Source organism: Siminovitchia acidinfaciens (assembly GCF_003605385.1).
Taxonomy (GTDB): domain Bacteria; phylum Bacillota; class Bacilli; order Bacillales; family Bacillaceae_C; genus Siminovitchia; species Siminovitchia acidinfaciens.
On sequence record NZ_QYTV02000001.1, the window covers coordinates 592,277 to 610,943 of the forward strand.

Genomic DNA, 18,667 nt, shown 5'->3' on the forward strand with positions numbered 1-18,667 from the left:
TGGTATTTGTATATCTATATTTATTATACTCCTGTATTATGCGGAAATCAATGCGTTGTTTTCAATAAACATACAGTTTGTTGAATAAACTGTATGTTTTAAATAGATTGTATAAGTGTAAAAGACTTGGAAGCGAATTTTGGTCTCGCTTCCAAGCCTTTTTATTGATTCTTTTTCCTTTTCTTGTTGTTCATCCTTTGTGCAGCTGTCAACGGTTCTGTCGGATCAATCTTTGCACCAAAGTCCTGCTTTTTCTCCGGGTTCATGCCTTCAATATTGCTTGTTGTTCTTTTAACCATCCAATCACCTCCAAACCATATTTTGTCTTTTTTTTGTTTGAAATATTCAATAGGCAGGAAAATTAAGGTAAAGGAATTTCGCTTTTCTCTTGTATATATTTGATAAATTGGGAGCTCTCAAACCTCCCTTTTTTGTACATGTTGACCATAGAATGATGAAAATCAAATTGTTAAAGTAATAGTATGAAAGCGCTTGGATTAATATAATTGAGTGAATGAGCAGGAAGACACCTTTGATTTCATACATGAAAAATGGAGGAGGAGTCAGACGAATGGAACGATATGTAAACTATATTAATGGGGAATGGGTTCCTTCCGAGTCAGGTGAATTCGCGAAAAATACGAATCCGGTAAACGGTGAGGTGCTTGGCGAAGTTACGGTTTCCACCGCCGAAGATGTAGATCGGGCTGTCCAAGCTGCGAAAGAAGCGCAAAAGAAATGGGCGCTTGTGCCGGCTCCTGAGCGGGCAGATGTTTTATACGAGGTGGCCTACTTGCTCAAAGAACGCAAAGAGCATTTGGCCCAAATATTAACGAAAGAGATGGGGAAAGTCATTGCGGAAGCACGCGGTGAGGTGCAGGAAGCGATTGATATGGCTTTTTATATGGCTGGAGAAGGCCGCCGTCTGTTCGGGGAAACGGTCCCATCGGAATTAAGGGATAAATTTGCCATGAGTGTGCGCGTACCTGTGGGAATTGCAGGATTGATCACGCCTTGGAACTTCCCGATTGCCATCGCTTCATGGAAGTCACTTCCTGCATTGGTTGCGGGTAACGCTGTCGTTTGGAAGCCTGCGTCCGAAACACCTTTCCTTGCTGCGGAATTCGTGAAAATTTATGAGGAAGCCGGGCTGCCTAAAGGTCTGGTCAACCTTGTCTTTGGTTCCGGAAGTGTTGTCGGGAACGCCATCGTGGAACATCCGGAGATCGACCTCGTTTCATTTACCGGATCCAACGAGGTTGGGGCAAAAATCAATGGCCGCGCAGGTGAGCTGTTGAAACGCACATCACTTGAAATGGGCGGGAAAAATGCAGTGACTGTGCTTGAAGACGCTGATCTGGATTTGGCGGCAGACGGAATCGTGTGGAGCGCCTTTGGTACGTCCGGACAAAGATGTACTGCGTGCAGCCGTGTCATTGTCCAGGAATCTGTCAAAGAGGCCCTCGAACAAAAGGTTCTTGAAAAAATGAAGGGATTGAAACTGGGCGACGGCTTAGATGAGTCAGTCGATGTCGGGCCTGTCATTAACCGTTCTGCTCTGGAAAAAATCCATGAATATGTAAAAATCGGGAAGGAAGAGGGAGCCAAGCTACTTGCAGGCGGAGAAATTGTCACTGAAAACGGCTTGGACAAAGGAAACTTCTATCAGCCGACTCTGTTTACAGATGTAAAATCCGATATGCGGATCGGCCAGGAAGAAATATTCGGACCGGTTGTATCTTTCATTCCGGTTAAAGATCTGGATAAAGCGATCGAAGTGAATAACAGCGTGAAATATGGGCTTTCCAGCTCCATTTTTACAGCAGATGTAAATAAAGTTTTCCGCGCTATGCGTGATTTCGATACAGGAATCGTTTACGTGAACGCCGGTACGACAGGCGCAGAAATCCACCTGCCATTCGGCGGAACAAAAGGAACAGGCAACGGCCACCGTGATTCCGGTGTTGCTTCACTTGATGTGTTCACTGAGTGGAGGTCTGTCTACGTGGACTACAGCGGAAAAATCCAGCGTGCGCAGATTGATAATTATTAATAGAAAAGCGGAAGACGGCTGCCCAGGGGCGACAAGCGCTGGAAGAAAAACCAATGAAGGCGTTCTTTGCCTTCAATGGTTTTTCTGAAGCGACCTCGAGCCCCTGCCGCCCGTAGCTGGACAGATAGAAAAGCGTAAGCACCTGTCCATCGACGTACAGACTGGAGTGGCTCCGACGAGATAAAGGAAACACGGCGAAGCCGCAGGCGAGCCGATGTTGACTTATCGTAGGAGGAGTCGCGAAGTCTGCTAGTCGATAGGCGCTGTAGCTGGACAGATAGAAAAGCGTAAGCGCCTCGGTCAGCCCCGACAAGCATAAGACGATTCCCGAGGAGGCAGTTCCGCAGCCACCACAGGGAATTGGCTTATGACCTCGAGGGGCTAGGCGCTGTATCTGGACAAAAGAAAAGCGTAAGCACCTGTCCATCGACGTATGCGCTGGACTGATACAGCAGAAGGCCATAGTGCGAAATTTGAAGGCCTTCTGCCTTTTTTGTAAGTTTATATGTCGAACTTTATATAATTTTGGGAATCTTTAAATAAAATGTTGACATGCTGTATAAATTGCAGTAAGTTTGTCCTAATCATACCACCGGGCCATCCGGTCTCCAGTCCACCTCTATGAATCCACTTAATTTTATCTGAAGATTTAAAATGAATAAATTATTAAACTTAGATTTGCCTCGGACAAGATCTCGCATACCCACAATATTGTAAGCGTATACATTTGAGCTTTAGGGAGGTGGTTACTCTTTTATCCAAAACTTGCCGTTTGTCACAAAAGTTTTTCATAAAAGCAAAGGGGGAGTTCATTGATGTTTAAGGGAAAAAGATTTTCGCTTATTATGGCAGCCCTGTTGATGGTCGGGTTAATCTTGAGCGGATGCGGTTCTGACGGCGGTGGAAAGAGTACAAGCAGTGATGGAGGCGACTCTTCAGGGGGTGGGAAAGGAGGAGACACGATAAAAATCGGCGTCTCTGTTCCAACTACCGGTCCAAGTGCTGCTGAAGGAAAGGATATGGCAAATGGTGCGGAACTCGCTGCCAAGCATATCAATGAAGCGGGCGGAGTGCTCGGAAAGGATATCGAGCTGGTCATGGTTGACGATGCCTGTGATCCTCAGCAGGCGGTTACCGGGGCTAACAAGCTGGTCCAAGATGAGGTCCATATCGTTGTAGGCCACTATTGCTCAGCGGCTGCTTTGCCTGCAAGCGGTGTGCTTCATAAAGCTGGAGTACCGACCATTATGGTGGCGGCGAATTCACCTCAGCTCCCTGAGCAGGGATACGACAACCTTTTCTTTATTAACAGTATGGTTTTTGACCAAGGGAAAAGGGTTGCAGATTATGTAAATGAACACGACATGAAAAATCTTGTCCTTATTCACGATAACTCGGACTATGCGAGAGATCTAGCTGACATCACAAAAGAGCTGCATGAGAAGAATGGCGGAAAAGTGGTTGCTTTTGAAGCGATCAACCCGGAAGAGAAAGATTTTGGTGCAATTGCCACAAAGATTAAGTCGTTGAATCCTGACGCAACTTACTTCACAGGTTTTTATAATGCCGGAGGATTGATCATGAAGCAGTTCAAGCAAAAGGGTGTGACCGGTCCGTTTATTGCCGGAGATGGAAATCCTACGGAGCCGTTCGTTGAAGTGGCAGGAGAAAAAGACGCTGAAGGTGTCATCCTTTCACAGGCGGTTACAATCAACTATGTCGATACACCGGAAGCCAAGGCGTTTGTAGAGGAGTATAAAGAAACTTACGGAAACAATCCTTTGACATTCGGCCATAGGCATTATGATGGCATCCGCCTTGCCGCCGATGCAATTGAACGTGTCGGTGATGAAACTGACAAAGAAGCGCTGATCAAGGCGCTGAGCGAAACGAAAGACTTTCCTGCTTTTGGAGAAACATACACATTCAAAGAGGATGGAACAAGGGAAAATGCCGATTTCTTGCTGATTCAATTGAACAACGGTGTTTTTGAAATCGTAGAATAGCCGAATGTAAGAACAGGGGAAGGGTCCCTTGGTATAAGGGATCCTTCTGAAATAAAAAGGGGAAAGTGGTGATTATCAAATGGAAATTATCGTTCAGGCACTGGGGGACGGTCTTGTGCTGGGGGCTTTTTACAGCCTGATTGCCTTGGGCTATACAATGGTGTACGGCATCATCAGACTTTTGAACTTTGCACATGGCGACTTTTATATGTTTGGAGCATTTATCGGTTATACCGGACTGTCATTACTAATGGGAGGCTCCGCCGGTCCTGGCTTGTTGGCAATTGGAATCGTCTTTATCGTTTCGATTATTTTGGTCGGCATGGTCGGCATGGGTGTTGAACGGGTGGCTTACCGTCCTTTATTGAACGCTCCGCGAATTTCTCTCCTGATTACGGCTCTTGGAGTTGGCCTCTCTCTGGAATATGGCTCCATGCTTATTTGGAGCCCGAACTACTTGACTTTTCCTATCACTTTGCCGACTACGGGCATTAATATTCTTGGAGCTAATATCACCTATTCGCAAATCATTTTAGTCGTGGTTGCGGGGGGATTGATGTATGGGCTGCAAAAGTTTGTCCACGGAACGATTTACGGCAAGGCAATGCGGGCGATTTCCATGGATCAAACGGCAACCAGCTTAATGGGTGTCAATATCAACCATGTGATTACCATGACATTTTTTATCGGAACGACGTTGGCTGCATCAGCGGGGATAATGACTGCCGTATATTACGGAACAATCAATTTTCTCATGGGGTTCATCATGGGTTTAAAAGCTTTCACTGCTGCCGTTTTGGGCGGAATCGGAAACATCCAGGGAGCCATGCTCGGAGGGTTCATGCTCGGCATATTGGAAACGGCCGGCACGATGGTGATTGGCGGGGCCTGGAAAGATGTAATTGCATTTGCCATTTTAATTTTATTCCTTGTGTTTAAGCCTACGGGCATTTTGGGTGAGCAAGTGACGGAGAGGATGTAGCCGATGAGTGTGCTAAAGAAACGGACAACCGTATTGACCGTTCTATTTATCGCAGCGCTGGCGTTCCCGTTCATAACAAATAACTATTGGATTGATGTTGCTACACTAGCCCTGTTGTACATCATCATGGCACAGGGATTGAATGTCGTTGCAGGGTTTGCCGGATTGCTGGATCTTGGATATGCTGCCTTTTTTGCGATTGGCGCCTATACGACTGGAATTTTGATGACAGCCTATGATTGGCCGTTTTTAATGACATTGCCTGTTGCTGCCGTATTTTCGGCAATCAGCGGTGTTATCATCGGAGCCCCGTCGCTAAGGCTGAGAAGTGACTACTTGGCGGTTGTCACACTCGGTTTTGGCGAAATCATCAGGATTACGGCAACAAACTTGGAAATTACGGGGACGGCTACAGGGATTTTCGGAATACCAAGCCCAAACATAGGAGGCTATGAATTAACAAGCCAATTTGATTTTTACTTTGTCATATTAATTGTTGCTATCATCACCATTTTTGTTACATCCCGGCTGGGTCGCTCAAGAATTGGAAGGGCATGGACGTATATCCGTGAAGATGAAGATGCAGCAGAAGCCATGGGGGTTGACCGGATTCGGATGAAACTGCTGGCATTCGTGATCGGGGCCATCATCGGCGGCTTTGCGGGTTCATTATTTGCGGTGAAAATGGGAGCCGTGGCTCCGCACAGCTTTAAGGTGCTTCAATCGATCATGATTCTGCTTGCGGTTGTCCTTGGCGGAATCGGAAGTGTGACCGGGGTGACAATTGGTGCCATTTTAGTTATCGTGCTTCCGGAATTTTTACGGAATGTTTCTGATTGGAGATTTTTGATATTTGGCTTAATCATGATTGTCATGATGCTTTTCCGTCCTCAAGGATTGTGGCCGGCGAGGTATGAAACGGAACCTGAAACGGAGGACCCGCCTGTGCCGCCCATTGTGGAAGAGAGTCCAGATTTGAAGGTGAAAAGCCAGTGATTAGAAAAGAGGTGTCGGCATGGCCGTTTTACAAGTGGAAAATTTAACCCTTCGCTTTGGCGGACTGGTCGCGGTGAATGACCTGTCTTTTACAATTGATACGAATTCCATCGTCAGTGTGATCGGCCCGAACGGTGCAGGAAAAACTTCTGTCTTTAACATGATCACGGGATTTTACAAGCCGACGGATGGGACGATGTTTTTGGATGGCGATAGTCTAAATAAAAAGAAGCCGAGTAAAATCACGAAAATGGGACTCGCGCGCACCTTTCAAAATTTACGCCTTTTTCCTGACCTGTCCGCCTTGGATAATGTAAAGTCAGGCATGCATTGCCGGACAAAACAATTGGTCTTTGGCGCCATTTTTAAAACAAGGGCGCAGCGGACTGAGGAAAAACAGATTGAGGAAGTGGCGATGGAGTGTATAGAATTCGTCGGAATCCGCGAATATGCTCATCGGGCTGCGAAGAATCTGCCATACGGGGTTCAGCGGTCCTTGGAGATCGCACGAGCCCTCGCAACAAAACCAAAGTTTTTGTTATTGGATGAACCGGCTGCCGGCCTGAACTATGAAGAGAAAGAGCGGTTGGTCGAACTTATTTTAAAAATAAGGGACAAATACAAATTATCCATTCTGATAATTGACCATGATATGGGGCTGATTAAAAAGATTTCCGAAAAAGTGATTGTGATAGATTACGGTCAAAAAATTGCTGAAGGAACACCGGATGAGGTGTTAAGGAATCCCAAGGTGATTGAAGCTTATTTGGGGAAGGGTGAGGATGCGGTTTGAGCCCATTGTTAAAGCTTGATCAGGTTCATTCATATTATGGAAAAATACATGCCTTGAAGGGCATTTCCCTGGAAGTTAATGAAGGGGAGATTGTTGCGTTGCTGGGAAGCAATGGAGCAGGAAAAAGCACGACGCTAAAGACGATCAGCGGCCTGGTAGCGCCAAAAAGTGGAACACTGGAATTTGGCGGAAAGAATATCGCTAGTCGACCGCCCCATCAAATTGTTGAAGCAGGAATTATTCACGTTCCAGAAGGGCGGAGGATATTCGGAGGGCTGACCGTCATGGAAAACCTTGAGCTTGGCGGTTTTATCAAACGAAAAGACAAGGCCTTTTTAAAGGAAGGGATCACACGGTCTTTTGATCTTTTTCCACGGTTAAAAGAAAGGAAAGATCAATTGGCGGGAACCCTTAGCGGCGGTGAACAGCAAATGCTCGCCATGAGCAGAGGATTAATGGCCGAGCCAAAGCTTCTGATGCTTGATGAACCTTCCATGGGCCTGGCTCCAATAATCGTGGAAGGAATCATGAAGATTATCCGGGAAATCAATAAACAGGGAACGACAGTTTTATTGATTGAGCAAAATGCGAGAGCTGCTCTCGGCCTGGCCGATCGCGGCTATATCATTGAAACAGGAGAAATCGTTTTGCAGGATTCGGCAGATGTCTTAAGAGATGATGACAGGATTATCAAGGCATATTTGGGAGCGTGAGTCTTTTATAGGAGTGTGGCGGCTGAGACTCACACCGCTGCGGCCTAGGCGATCAATTTAGGTACCGTTTTTTGCGGGATGCTCTAAGTGTCCGAATGAGAGTAAAAATCGAGGCAACGGTCACAAAGGAAATCTAAGTGCCTGAACCAGCGTAAAAACTTAGATGACGGGTTACTTAGAAAGGGTCTAAGCAGCGTTCATGATGCCCGCTACGTCAGAAAATCCGTTCACTCGGTCACTATGAAGTGTTCGTGACGCCCGCAATGTCTGAGAATTTGATCACTCGGTCACTATGAAGCGTTCATGATGCCCGTAATATTAGAAAATTTGATAGCTCGGTCACTATGAAGCGTTCATGATGCCCGTAACGTTAGAAAATCCGATAGCTCGGTCACTATGAAGTGTTCATGACGCCCACAACGTTAGAAAACCCGTTCGAACGGTCACTGTGAATCTTTCATGAAGGCGTTAAAAAAGAAAGCACAGTCTCTTAGCGCCCAATTCCATTTCCGTTCGTCAAGTTTGATCCCAAGCAGTTACCTCTTAACCTCACAATCTTTGCATTGCGAATTGTTTGTGTATTTCAACATGGCCGGACGCCCTGAAAGGGAGTGATGGACAAATGAATTTGAAGCCCATTCAAAAAAAGAGAGTCTATCAAGAGATTATTGAACAAATACAGATTTTGATCAAAAAGGGCGATTTAAAGCCAGGTGATAAACTGCCTTCTGAACGGGAACTGGCCCATAGCCTGTCCGTTTCACGGAACGCAGTCAGGGAAGCTGTCAGTGTACTTGAGTCGGCAGGTATCATTGAGATTTTTCCGGGAATAGGGATATTTCTGATTGAGGATAGCAATGCATTGATATTGAATCGCTTGGCTGAAATCTTGAATAATGATGTGTTGCGGCTTTCCGAGCTATTGGACATAAGGCAGGGTATCGAAGGACATGGTGCATATTTGGCCGCGATCTGCCGGACAGATTCGGAGTTGGAGGAAATTCGAAAGGCTTATGAAGGGATGAAAAAACCATCTTACTCAAAGGTGGAAGCGATACGTGACTTCCATCTGGCCATTGCCGCAGCTACAAAAAATACGACGTTGCTCAGGATTGTGGATATGCTTTTGGAAAGTTTTTCAAGAGACTATAAAGCTCCATACGACAAAAACGAAAGGCAAATTTTACAAACGGAATATTATGAAATTGTTCAAGCGATTGAAGGCAGGGATGCGGAAAAAGCAGAAAGCTTGATGAAACGGCATTTCGTAAATATGAAAGGGAGAATAGCATGTCTATAGAGGGGGATGCAAATGTTAATTTTGAGTGCTAACGACCAGCAAAAGCTGATTGAAATGCCAGAGGTGATCGATGCGGTTTCTATTGCATTGGAAGAGTACTCGGCGATGAGAACAGAGACACCGGTAAGGACTGTGTTGAATGTTGAAAAAGCGGGCGGACATGCCATATTCATGCCTTCGGTCGCTGAAAATGCCGGAAGCCTTGGTATGAAGTATGTTGGGAGCTTCCCTAATAATAAACAGATTGGAAAGGCTGCTATCAATGGTGTGGTCTTATTGGCGGATGTTCAAACAGGTGAGCCGCAAGCCCTTTTGGAAGGTTCTTATTTGACGGTAATGAGAACGGGGGCTTTGTCAGGGGCAGCTACAAAATATTTGGCGAGGGAAAATTCAAAGGTGCTTGCTGTCATCGGGACGGGGGCACAGGCAATCGGGCAATGCGAAGCGATTATGGCGGTTAGGAATATTGAGAAAATCAATTTATATAACCGTAGTGAAAAGAAGGCTTATGACCTTGCAAAACAACTCAGGGCTCGGTTTGACGTGGAAGTTATCGTCTGCCAGGATGCGGATCGGGCAATCGACGGTGCAGACATTTTGGTGACTGCCACAAGTTCAACGACCCCTGTTTTTTCAAGCAGGCTCGCGCCGGGTGTTCATGTGAACGCGATCGGATCATATCAGCCGACGATGCAAGAGCTCCCGACACATGTTGTATCAAGCGCAGATAAGGTGGTTGTGGAATCGGCGGAAGCTGCATTGGAAGAAGCAGGTTGTCTGTATATTCCAATTCAGGAAGGGGAATTCACCCCGAGCCGAATTCATTCGGAGCTGGGATTCATCGTCAGCGATGAAGCTGCCGGAAGAGAGAGCGACGAAGAGTTGACTGTTTTCAAATCTGTCGGATTTGCAGCTGCGGATATTGTTGTGGCCAAATACTTCTATGAAAAAGCTCTGAGGGAAAATATTGGGCAGCGAATAATGATGTAAATGGGCTGGTCCGTGTATTTGGGAACTCGTGCAATAGTTCCAGGTTCGTGCAATTACCGTGGAATTTGTGCAATAGTGCTTCAGGTTCGTGCAAATAATGTGGAATTCGTGCAATAGTGTTCCAAGTTCGTGCACTTAACGGGCAATTCGTGCAATAAGGTTCAGGTTCGAACTTAACGTAGCACTTGCGCAATATTGATCCGTATTCGTACAACAAACGAAAAACCGGTGAGCAATCGACAGCAGGGGATGTATAGATAACCTGGAACCTAAATCTTGGAATTAAATTTTTAGAAGAAAATATGGAAGGGGAATCGTGAATGAGCAAACGAAAGGAAAAATTAATAGATTTATCCCATACTCTAACTAGCTACGGAGATAATCCATATCAGCAACTGGGCGAAAATGCCAGAACGATGATAGGGACCTTTGCTACATATGAGGCTAACGGCTTTTATGAATGCGCCTTGTATATCGGCGATCATGCCGGCACACATATGGACGCGACGAAACACTTTAATCCAGACGGCCTTTATACGGATGAAGTTCCATTGGACGCTTTCTATGGCGAGGCCTGCATCCTCGATCTTTCGCATATGGAGGCTCATGCCGACGTCACAATTGAAGATATTGAAAAAGCGGCGGAAAGGGCGCAGGTAAATTTGGAAGATTACCATATTGTTCTACTCAAAACGGAGAGGGATAAATTGTATGGAACTCCAGAATATTTCCGCGATCTGCTCAATATTTTACCAGAGACGATTGAGTGGATGATCAACAAGGGAATGGTGACTCTTGGGGTGGATATGGTCACCATTGAACTGGACCGTTACATTCACGATCCCGATTCGGGGCTTGCTCCGAATGCCCCAGAACGATATCCTGCTCACTGTCTGATGAAAAAGTATGAATGGTACATGATTGAAAACATGACGGGATTGTCAGAAATCCCCGGGACAACTTGCAAGTTTGCGGGCTTCCCGATAAAAATCGGCAAAGGGAGCGGTGCGCCGATGAGGGCGGTAGCTATTATTGAAGAATAAAATTATTTTTAAAAAGCTTTTTTCTGGAGGATTCACAGAAAGAAGCTTTTTATTATGAATGTAAAGTTTTATCTTAATAATTTTCTACGAATCTATCATACAACCTGTCTAAATCTATATTTCTCTCTTTTTAAAAAAATTTGAATGTAAGCGTTGACAGCGGAGGGGGAAGTGTTTATTATTACATGTAATACCGGTCCTACCAGTTAAAGAGACTGAAAACACCAAAGGTTTAAATGAGTACTAATTTATTAGACATTATGACAGAGAGGAGAATCCTATGGGATTTCTTGTATACATACCTCAGGATATTGAAGAAGAAGGAAAAAGATTCTTAGCTGAAAAAGGCTATGAATATAAAATTGGGTCGGATCTTTCTCAGGAGTCTTTAATAAGAGATGTGGAAGATTGCGATGCCATTTTAACAAGATCCAACGCTATGATAACTGAGGAAGTAATTAAGGCAGGAAAGAAACTCAAAGTCATTGCAAAATACGGAGTGGGTTTGGACAACATTGATATCGAAGCTGCAACTAAAAGGGGCATCTATGTTACGAATACACCTGAAGCGAATGCCAATGTGGTCGCGGAACATGTCATGGCTTTTATGCTGGCGCTTTCTAAAAATTTACTCCCAATGGACCAAGAGCTTCGAAAAGGGAATTTTGCCTTTCGGCGTGAAATGTTCAGCGTGGATTTAGACCAAAAGACACTTGGAATTATTGGACTGGGAAGGATTGGGCGCCTCGTTGCAAAAAAAGCACGGCATGGATTTGATATGAGGGTAATAGGTTATGATCCTTATCTTTCATCCTCTGTTCCGGATATCGAACTTGTGGATAATCTTGATCAACTTTTCAGAGAATCCGACTTTGTAAGTTTGCATCTTCCGCTGACTGATACAACGAAGGGGATCATCGGTACGAGGGAGTTTGCGTTAATGAAAACTTCAGCATATTTTATCAACGCTGCAAGAGGCGGTGTTGTAAATGAAAGCGATTTAGCGGATGCATTAAAGCGAGGAGAGATTGCCGGGGCGGGAATAGATGTTTTTGAACAGGAACCTCCTAATAAGGACAACCCTCTTTTTAAATTGGAAAATGTCATTGTTACGCCGCACAGCGCTGCTTTGTCAAAAGAAGGCGCAGGAAGAATGTCGCTTCATGCCGCAATGCAAGTGGATCAGGTTTTAAACGGCCAAAATCCGAAATGGGCGGTAAATGAAATTAAGACAGAAAAGCAAGTTTAGGGTAAACAAAATGTGCCACTTCTTAAAAGTAAAATAAACATCCCGGTTTGTTCTTATTTTACTTTTTAAAACTGCAATTATAGTGGTCTGACCAGTTGGACCAATAGGTAGGAGTGGTTGTGAGCTTAGGAGAAAATAGAATGGAGAACTTATTATATAGCGATATTGTAAAGGAAATAGAAAAGAAGATCATGACGAATGAATTGCAAGAAGACAGCAAGCTTCCTTCCGAAAGGGAAATGGCTGCACAATTTGATGTCAGCCGAAATGTAGTAAGGGAAGCGCTGACCGAATTGCGCGTCAAGGGTTTGGTGACAATCAAGCCAGGCAAAGGCGTATACGTGACAAAGCCAAGTGAAGACATCGTTACAGAGTCGCTTCAAAGGGTCTTGCGTACAAATGATGTCACTCTTGAAAATATCTTAGATGTTCGTGAAAAGCTTGAAATCATGATTACAGAAAAGGCAGTTGAACAAGCTAGTCCAGATTGTATAAGTGAATTGAAGCAAATCTATGAACAAATGGAAGTAAATAAACATTTGGTTCAAAGATATATTGAAAAAGATGCCGAATTTCATTTGAAAATTGCCAAAGCGACGCAAAATAAAGCTCTGTATGTGCTTGTACATTCTTTTTTCAACCTGACCGAAAGAGAGCTTTTCCGGATAACCACTTATACTCCGGAAAGTGTATATGACGCGCAGAGACACCATGCTTTATTGATCGAGGCAATTGAAACTAAAAATAAAGAAAAGGCTGTTTCAGTCATTAAGGAACATATGGGCTTGTTGAGAGAAGAAATCAAAATGTTAAAAGAACAAGGAATTTTTAAGGAGGAATGATCAAAGATGTTTATTAATGGAGAATGGAAAACAACGGATAATACGATTGATATTATCAACCCGGCTACAGGTAAAAAGGAATATGAGGTTTATTCTGGGGACCAAAGTGATGTAACTGCGGCTATTCAGGCAGCTAAGGATGCATTTCCAGCCTGGGCGGACCGGGCAGCTATCGAGCGTGCAGATCTCCTGCTTGAAATTTACCATGCAATGGTTGAGAAAAAAGAATTTTTCGCTGAAGTGATTACTAAGGAAATGGGGAAACCGATCAAGGACGCCCGCGGCGAAGTTCAATCAGCCATCGATTACTTCAGATGGTACGCAGAGGAAGCACGGAGAGTATATGGTGAGACGATCCCGGCAAGCACTCCGGATAAAAGGATTTTAGTAATCAAGCAGCCCATCGGTGTTGTCGGAGCAATCACTCCGTGGAATTTCCCGCTCTCGATGATTGCAAGAAAGGTAGCGCCAGCGTTTGCGGCCGGCTGTACAATTGTTTTAAAGCCGTCCAGCAAAGCACCTCAATCAGCGATTGAAATGGCCAAAATCTTTGAACAGGTCCAGATTCCAAAAGGTGTCTTCAATCTTGTAATGGCTCCATCTTCTGTGGTTACGGATGAATTAATGGACAGCAGGGACGTCAAGAAAATCACCTTCACCGGTTCCACAAGAGTCGGCAAGATGCTGATGGAAAAAGCGGCCAAAACAGTTAAGCGGATTTCCATGGAGCTTGGCGGCCATGCACCATTCATCGTGTTTGAAGATGCTGATTTAGATCAGGCGGCAGAAGACATTCTGGCAACAAAATTCAGATGTTCCGGACAAATGTGTACATCAACAAACCGTATTTTTGTAGCCGAGAGTGTCGCTGAGAAGTTCACTGAAAAAGTGGCTGAGAAAGTAAGAGGGCTTAAAGTTGGAAATGGCCTAGACCCAGAGACTTCCGTGGGACCTGTGATCGACGGCAACGCGGTCGACAAAATTAAATCACAGATTGATGATGCTGTTACAAAAGGGGCCAACTTGATTACAGGTGGAACAGATCTGGCGGATGACTTGGAAAAAGGCAACTTCATCAACCCGACGATATTGACAAACGTCACCCAGGAAATGGACATTTTTACAGAGGAAACGTTCGGGCCGGTTGCGCCGATCATTGCATTCTCTTCTGAGGAAGAGTTATTAAAAGTAGTCAATCACGAAGAGTACGGGCTTGCTGCCTACTTATATTCAAACGATATGTCACGGGTCATCCGTCTATCGGAAAAACTAGAGTACGGCATGGTTGGAGTCAACGATCCGCTTCCGTTTGTTGTCCAGAGCCCGTTTGGGGGAGTCAAAGAAAGCGGTATGGGGAAAGAAGGCGGCCACCATGGCATCGAGGGATATTTGGAAGAGAAATTAGTGTCGATTAAGTATAAGAGGTGAGTCGTTTTGACTTGGGATACAAATGAAATTGCAAAAGAGATGGAAGAGCTGACTGTTGAACTGGTCAATGTTCAAAGTGTAAACGGTACGGAAGGAGAAGTAAGGATTGCGGAAAAAATAGAGAGCATTTTAAGAGGCATTCCTTATTTTACATCCAACCCGGATCAAGTATGGACGAAAACAGTTGATAATGATGCGTTGGAAAGAAAAAGCGTATTTGCATTATTGAAGAGTGAAAGGCCATCCAATAAAACGATCTTGCTTCATGCCCACTCTGATACTGTCACAATTGATGATTTTGGAGCCTTGAAAGAATTGGCTACACAGCCGTATAAATTGATGGAAAAGTTAAAGGATGTCAAGTTGCTGCCTGATGTAAAAGCTGACCTGGAGTCAGGGGACTGGCTGTTCGGACGCGGTGCTGTCGACATGAAAAGCGGGATGGCTGCCCATCTGGTAGTCCTGAAATATTTATCTGAAAACAGGGATGTTTTTTCAGGAAATATCTTATTCATGGCGAACCCGATTGAGGAAACGACCCACGGCGGAATTATCGATGCCCTTCCTGAATTGGAGCGTCTCCAGTCAGAGAAAGAATTGGAGTTTGAATGTGCCATCAATACGGATTTTGTCGGTCCGTTATACGGTGGAGATCAAACAAAATATATATATTTAGGCTCTGTCGGCAAACTTCTACCGGCTTTTTACATACGGGGGAAAGAAACGCATGTGGGGCAGGCCTACGAAGGCCTAGATCCGAACTTAATAGCTTCGGAGTTGACAAGTCGAATAGATTTGAACGCGGAACTGGCGGATGAGGCGGAAGGCGAAGTGACGCAGCCGCCGGTAACGCTGAAACAAAAAGACTTGAAACCTACTTATAACGTACAAACCCCGATTTCAAGTTTTGTTTATTTTAATTATTACGTCCATCAGATTACGCCTGATCGGATACTGGATCAATTGAGGGGAATCGCAGAAGCTTCTTTCGACCATGTTGTTGAAAAACTGAACAGAGAATTTGAAAAGCATTGTGCCAGAGCTGGAATGAAATATGAAAGACTTCCTTGGGAATCAAGGGTGACAACCTATTCCGAGCTCTACAATAAAGTGTACAGTTTACATGGCGAAGAAGTAAATGTCCGCTTGAATGAAATCTTAGACCAACATGCAAAAGACATAGATCCGAGAGAAGTGGGACGCCTGATGGTGGAGGAGCTCCTGCTCATGGATGACGACCAGGCTCCAGTTATCGTCCTGTTCTTTGCAACGCCGTATGTTCCAAGGAATTTTGTAAAGGGGCAGACCGAAAAAGAACAGATCTTACTTGAAAAACTGGATTCCATCTTACAAGAAACAGGGTCAGAGACAGGCGATACATTTGCTGTCCACAAATTCTTCCCATCCTTAACGGACAGCAGCTACTTATGCCTGGATGATACGGATGAGGAGATTGAAGTTTTAAAGAATAACTACCCTGGAATGGACACACTGTACCCTGTTCCAATTGAAAAAATCAGAAAGCTGAATATACCGGCCCTGAATTTCGGTGCATGGGGAAAGGATGCCCATAAAATGACAGAGCGTGTTTATAAACCGTATACGTTCGGTACATTACCTTCCTTGATAAAGAAATATTGTCTAAATATGCTCGATTAATCAATCGTTGGTGAAAGGGTTGAATTACCTATGTTGCTGATCACAGTCTTTGATTTGCCTGATGAACATGTTTCAAGAATAAAAGAGATTACAAATATGCCCGTACATGTAGATCCCAATTTGGAAAACGATAACGTTCCATTGGATGAAGTGGAGATCTTAATCACTTACGGATTGGAGAATATCAATAGCGATTTGCTCGATCGCATGCCAGCTTTGAAATGGATTCAGGTATTTCAGACAGGCGTGGAGCATATTCCCCTGGATGAGATTAGCAAAAGGGGGATTTTGCTCACTAATGTGAGGGGGATATACAACTCTCCTATGTCAGAATATGTCATGAGCCTTGTTCTTTATGTGACGCGTGATATCGAAAGGTTCATCCGGAATCAAAAACAGCGCAAGTACGACAGAACAGAATTAGTTGAAGAAGTAAATGGCAAGACGATCGGTATTTTTGGAACCGGAACGATTGGACAGGAAGTCGCAAAAAAAGCAAAAGCATTTGATATGAAGGTATTAGGGTTCAATTCAAATGGCAGGTCTATCCCTTCATTTGATGAAGTGTATACGTGGGACAGTAAGAATCAGATGCTTGAGCAATGCGATTTTGTCGTGTTATTGCTTCCGGAAACGGAGCAAACCCGCAATTTCATCGGTGAAGAAGAGCTTAAACTGATGAAGAATGATGCTTACTTGATTAATATAGGCCGCGGTCCTCTTGTCAATGATGAGGCATTGATTCACAGCGTTGAAAGCGGCGAAATTCGCGGAGCCGCACTCGATGTCTTTGACGTAGAACCACTTCCGGAAGACAGCCCTTTATGGGATGTGGAAAACATACTGATCACTCCGCATCTCTCAGGAAAATCTGTCCGCTTTTTTGAACGAAGCATAAATATTTTCGAAGAAAATTTCAAAGCTCATAGAGAGGGCAGAGATTTAACATTCGTGGTAGATGCTGCTCGTGGATACTAAAACTAAAAACCATTTATATGGAGGAAAGAAAATGAAAAACACAAAAAAGCTTTTTATTATGATGCTCACATTGATTCTATCTCTATCTTTGGCAGCCTGCTCTTCAGGTTCCAAAGAAACGAGTGGCAGCGGTGAAGGTGATTCCGATAAAACATATACACTGAGAGTTGCATATTCTGTTCCTGAAGATCATGCATCTCATATCGCTGGATTGGCGTTTAAGGAAGATATCGAAGCGAAGTCCGACGGAAAAATTAAAGTAGAGCTGTATCCAAGCGGCCAACTGTATGCATCTGACAGGGAAGCAGTGGAAGCGGTTCAATTAAATAACATAGAAATGACAGTTGTTGCGACTCCAACCATGGCTACATTTGCACCTGAGTTTTCTATTTTTGACTTGCCTTTCTTGTTTGATTCCAGAGAAGCGGCTTATAAAGCGATGGATGGGGATTTGGGTAATGCTCTAAACGAAAAAGTAGACGAAATTGGCTTAGTCAACCTTGGATATGGTGAGAATGGTTTCAGGCATCTTTTGAATAGCAAGCATCCGATTGAAAAGCCTGAGGATATGAAAGGCCTTAAAATGAGGGTTATGGAAAATAAAGTATATGAAGATATGTTTAATACTCTAGGAGCTAATTCATCTCCGCTTGCTTTTGGCGAACTTTATTCAGCTCTTCAGCAAGGTGTCTATGATGGAATGGATAATCCGATCTCACTCGTTTCTTCCATGAAGTTCTATGAAGTTCAAAAATATATGACATTGAGTGGCCATACATTTGCCCCGCTTGTTTCGGTAATTAATAAAGAATATTTTGAAGGTATGCCTGAAGACCTGCAAGAGATCCTGCAAGAATCCATGACGAATGTGTATAACAAAACACAGCGTGAAACAACTCAAACACAAGATGAAGAGAAACTGGCAGAGTTGAAAAAAGAATTGGAAGTCAACGAATTAACTCCAGATCAGAAAGAGGCATTTGTTGATGCATTACAACCAATTTATGATAAGTACTCCGGTGACATTGGTGAGGACCTCATCGATATGGCCAGAGCAGCGAACGAATAAGGCATTGCTTTGTTTTCTTAAATGAAGAGGGAGTTTGATCAATGAAACTCAAAAAGATTTTAAATGAGAAGCTTGAAGAGTGGATATTAGTGGCAGCTATGACTGTGTTGGTCATTTTAGTGGTAGGACAAGTGTTTGTTAGGTATGTAATGAATTTTTCAATTGGCTGGAGCGAGGAGCTGGCACGCTATCTATTAATTTGGATAGCGTGGATCGCTGCCAGTTATGCCGTGACCAAAAATGCCCATATACGGGTTGAAATTATCAAAGACCGCTTCACCAAGCGTATCAAGCAAGTTATAGAGCTGATAGTTCTACTTATATGGTTTGGGTTTGCCGCGTTTTTAGCAATTGAGGGAACGAACTTTGTTTTACAGGTTCAGGCCACAAACCAGGTAAGTCCCTCTCTAGGGGCTGATATGTGGATCGTATATTTGGCAGTTCCTGTCGGCGGAATATTAATGGGCATTCGCTTAATTCAGCAGGCGATCCTGATTTTTAAAGACCCAGAGCAATTAGAAAGTACATCACCACACGATTTAAACCATTAGGTTATGACAAGCGAG

At 44.1% G+C, this 18,667-nt stretch carries 17 protein-coding genes; 16 read left to right on the forward strand and 1 reads right to left on the reverse strand.

Going from position 1 to position 18,667, the window contains the following annotated elements; translation table 11 throughout:
* Nucleotides 1-161: 161 nt before the first annotated feature.
* A complete protein-coding gene (gene sspO / locus D4T97_RS02705; RefSeq protein WP_126047386.1) occupies nt 162-299 on the reverse strand; it encodes a small acid-soluble spore protein O in 138 nt (45 codons plus the stop codon).
* A gap of 272 nt (nt 300-571) precedes the next feature.
* On the opposite strand from sspO, the gene D4T97_RS02710 reads away from it, so the two are divergent.
* The 16 genes from D4T97_RS02710 to D4T97_RS02785 all read left to right on the forward strand — a co-directional run bounded on the left by D4T97_RS02710 (nt 572) and on the right by D4T97_RS02785 (nt 18,652).
* Nucleotides 572-2,053, forward strand: coding sequence for an aldehyde dehydrogenase family protein (locus D4T97_RS02710; protein WP_126047388.1), 1,482 nt, complete (start codon nt 572-574; stop codon nt 2,051-2,053).
* An 815-nt stretch (nt 2,054-2,868) separates the two neighbouring features.
* Nucleotides 2,869-4,059, forward strand: coding sequence for a branched-chain amino acid ABC transporter substrate-binding protein (locus D4T97_RS02715; RefSeq protein WP_126047390.1), 1,191 nt, complete (start codon nt 2,869-2,871; stop codon nt 4,057-4,059).
* A 79-nt stretch (nt 4,060-4,138) separates the two neighbouring features.
* Nucleotides 4,139-5,041, forward strand: coding sequence for a branched-chain amino acid ABC transporter permease (locus D4T97_RS02720; RefSeq protein WP_126047392.1), 903 nt, complete (start codon nt 4,139-4,141; stop codon nt 5,039-5,041).
* Nucleotides 5,042-5,044: 3 nt separating this feature from the next.
* The gene (locus tag D4T97_RS02725; protein ID WP_126047394.1) at nt 5,045-6,037 is read left to right on the forward strand and encodes a branched-chain amino acid ABC transporter permease; all 993 of its coding nucleotides are present in this window, start codon (nt 5,045-5,047) and stop codon (nt 6,035-6,037) included.
* Between the two features lie 19 nt (nt 6,038-6,056).
* On the forward strand, nt 6,057-6,830 hold the full coding sequence (locus D4T97_RS02730; protein WP_126047396.1) for an ABC transporter ATP-binding protein: 774 nt from the start codon (nt 6,057-6,059) through the stop codon (nt 6,828-6,830).
* Nucleotides 6,827-7,543 (forward strand): ABC transporter ATP-binding protein, encoded by a 717-nt coding sequence (locus tag D4T97_RS02735; RefSeq protein WP_206435522.1) that lies wholly within the window; start codon nt 6,827-6,829, stop codon nt 7,541-7,543. The genes D4T97_RS02730 and D4T97_RS02735 overlap by 4 nt, the downstream gene beginning before the upstream one ends.
* Nucleotides 7,544-8,165: 622 nt before the next feature.
* Complete coding sequence (locus tag D4T97_RS02740) at nt 8,166-8,843, forward strand: FadR/GntR family transcriptional regulator (RefSeq protein WP_126047398.1); 678 nt, start codon at nt 8,166-8,168, stop codon at nt 8,841-8,843.
* Between the two features lie 12 nt (nt 8,844-8,855).
* Nucleotides 8,856-9,833: an ornithine cyclodeaminase family protein gene (locus tag D4T97_RS02745; protein ID WP_126047400.1), complete on the forward strand. Its 978-nt coding sequence runs from the start codon at nt 8,856-8,858 to the stop codon at nt 9,831-9,833.
* Between the two features lie 320 nt (nt 9,834-10,153).
* Entirely contained in the window at nt 10,154-10,876 is a 723-nt protein-coding gene (locus D4T97_RS02750; RefSeq protein ID WP_126047402.1) for a cyclase family protein, read from the forward strand.
* 280 nt (nt 10,877-11,156) lie between these two features.
* On the forward strand, nt 11,157-12,125 hold the full coding sequence (locus D4T97_RS02755; RefSeq protein WP_126047404.1) for a hydroxyacid dehydrogenase: 969 nt from the start codon (nt 11,157-11,159) through the stop codon (nt 12,123-12,125).
* 140 nt (nt 12,126-12,265) lie between these two features.
* Nucleotides 12,266-12,967 carry a FadR/GntR family transcriptional regulator gene (locus D4T97_RS02760; RefSeq protein ID WP_126047406.1) on the forward strand — a complete coding sequence of 234 codons (702 nt, stop codon included), beginning with the start codon at nt 12,266-12,268 and terminating at the stop codon, nt 12,965-12,967.
* Between the two features lie 6 nt (nt 12,968-12,973).
* Nucleotides 12,974-14,395: an NAD-dependent succinate-semialdehyde dehydrogenase gene (locus D4T97_RS02765; RefSeq protein ID WP_126047408.1), complete on the forward strand. Its 1,422-nt coding sequence runs from the start codon at nt 12,974-12,976 to the stop codon at nt 14,393-14,395.
* A gap of 6 nt (nt 14,396-14,401) precedes the next feature.
* Nucleotides 14,402-16,054, forward strand: coding sequence for a M20/M25/M40 family metallo-hydrolase (locus tag D4T97_RS02770; RefSeq protein WP_206435523.1), 1,653 nt, complete (start codon nt 14,402-14,404; stop codon nt 16,052-16,054).
* 30 nt (nt 16,055-16,084) lie between these two features.
* The gene (locus D4T97_RS02775) at nt 16,085-17,032 is read left to right on the forward strand and encodes a D-2-hydroxyacid dehydrogenase (protein WP_126047410.1); all 948 of its coding nucleotides are present in this window, start codon (nt 16,085-16,087) and stop codon (nt 17,030-17,032) included.
* A 31-nt stretch (nt 17,033-17,063) separates the two neighbouring features.
* On the forward strand, nt 17,064-18,101 hold the full coding sequence (locus tag D4T97_RS02780) for a TRAP transporter substrate-binding protein (protein ID WP_126047412.1): 1,038 nt from the start codon (nt 17,064-17,066) through the stop codon (nt 18,099-18,101).
* A 41-nt stretch (nt 18,102-18,142) separates the two neighbouring features.
* A complete protein-coding gene (locus D4T97_RS02785; protein WP_126047414.1) occupies nt 18,143-18,652 on the forward strand; it encodes a TRAP transporter small permease in 510 nt (169 codons plus the stop codon).
* The last annotated feature ends 15 nt before the right edge of the window (nt 18,653-18,667 follow it).

Excerpts from the sequence above, each read along its gene's own strand:
- sspO (WP_126047386.1), bottom strand. The coding sequence starts at position 299 with ATGGTTAAAAGAACAACAAGCAATATTGAAGGCATGAACCCGGAGAAA.
- D4T97_RS02710 (WP_126047388.1), top strand. The coding sequence starts at position 572 with ATGGAACGATATGTAAACTATATTAATGGGGAATGGGTTCCTTCCGAG.
- D4T97_RS02715 (WP_126047390.1), top strand. The coding sequence starts at position 2,869 with ATGTTTAAGGGAAAAAGATTTTCGCTTATTATGGCAGCCCTGTTGATG.
- D4T97_RS02720 (WP_126047392.1), top strand. The coding sequence starts at position 4,139 with ATGGAAATTATCGTTCAGGCACTGGGGGACGGTCTTGTGCTGGGGGCT.
- D4T97_RS02725 (WP_126047394.1), top strand. The coding sequence starts at position 5,045 with ATGAGTGTGCTAAAGAAACGGACAACCGTATTGACCGTTCTATTTATC.
- D4T97_RS02730 (WP_126047396.1), top strand. The coding sequence starts at position 6,057 with ATGGCCGTTTTACAAGTGGAAAATTTAACCCTTCGCTTTGGCGGACTG.
- D4T97_RS02740 (WP_126047398.1), top strand. The coding sequence starts at position 8,166 with ATGAATTTGAAGCCCATTCAAAAAAAGAGAGTCTATCAAGAGATTATT.
- D4T97_RS02745 (WP_126047400.1), top strand. The coding sequence starts at position 8,856 with ATGTTAATTTTGAGTGCTAACGACCAGCAAAAGCTGATTGAAATGCCA.
- D4T97_RS02750 (WP_126047402.1), top strand. The coding sequence starts at position 10,154 with ATGAGCAAACGAAAGGAAAAATTAATAGATTTATCCCATACTCTAACT.
- D4T97_RS02755 (WP_126047404.1), top strand. The coding sequence starts at position 11,157 with ATGGGATTTCTTGTATACATACCTCAGGATATTGAAGAAGAAGGAAAA.
- D4T97_RS02760 (WP_126047406.1), top strand. The coding sequence starts at position 12,266 with ATGGAGAACTTATTATATAGCGATATTGTAAAGGAAATAGAAAAGAAG.
- D4T97_RS02765 (WP_126047408.1), top strand. The coding sequence starts at position 12,974 with ATGTTTATTAATGGAGAATGGAAAACAACGGATAATACGATTGATATT.
- D4T97_RS02775 (WP_126047410.1), top strand. The coding sequence starts at position 16,085 with ATGTTGCTGATCACAGTCTTTGATTTGCCTGATGAACATGTTTCAAGA.
- D4T97_RS02780 (WP_126047412.1), top strand. The coding sequence starts at position 17,064 with ATGAAAAACACAAAAAAGCTTTTTATTATGATGCTCACATTGATTCTA.
- D4T97_RS02785 (WP_126047414.1), top strand. The coding sequence starts at position 18,143 with ATGAAACTCAAAAAGATTTTAAATGAGAAGCTTGAAGAGTGGATATTA.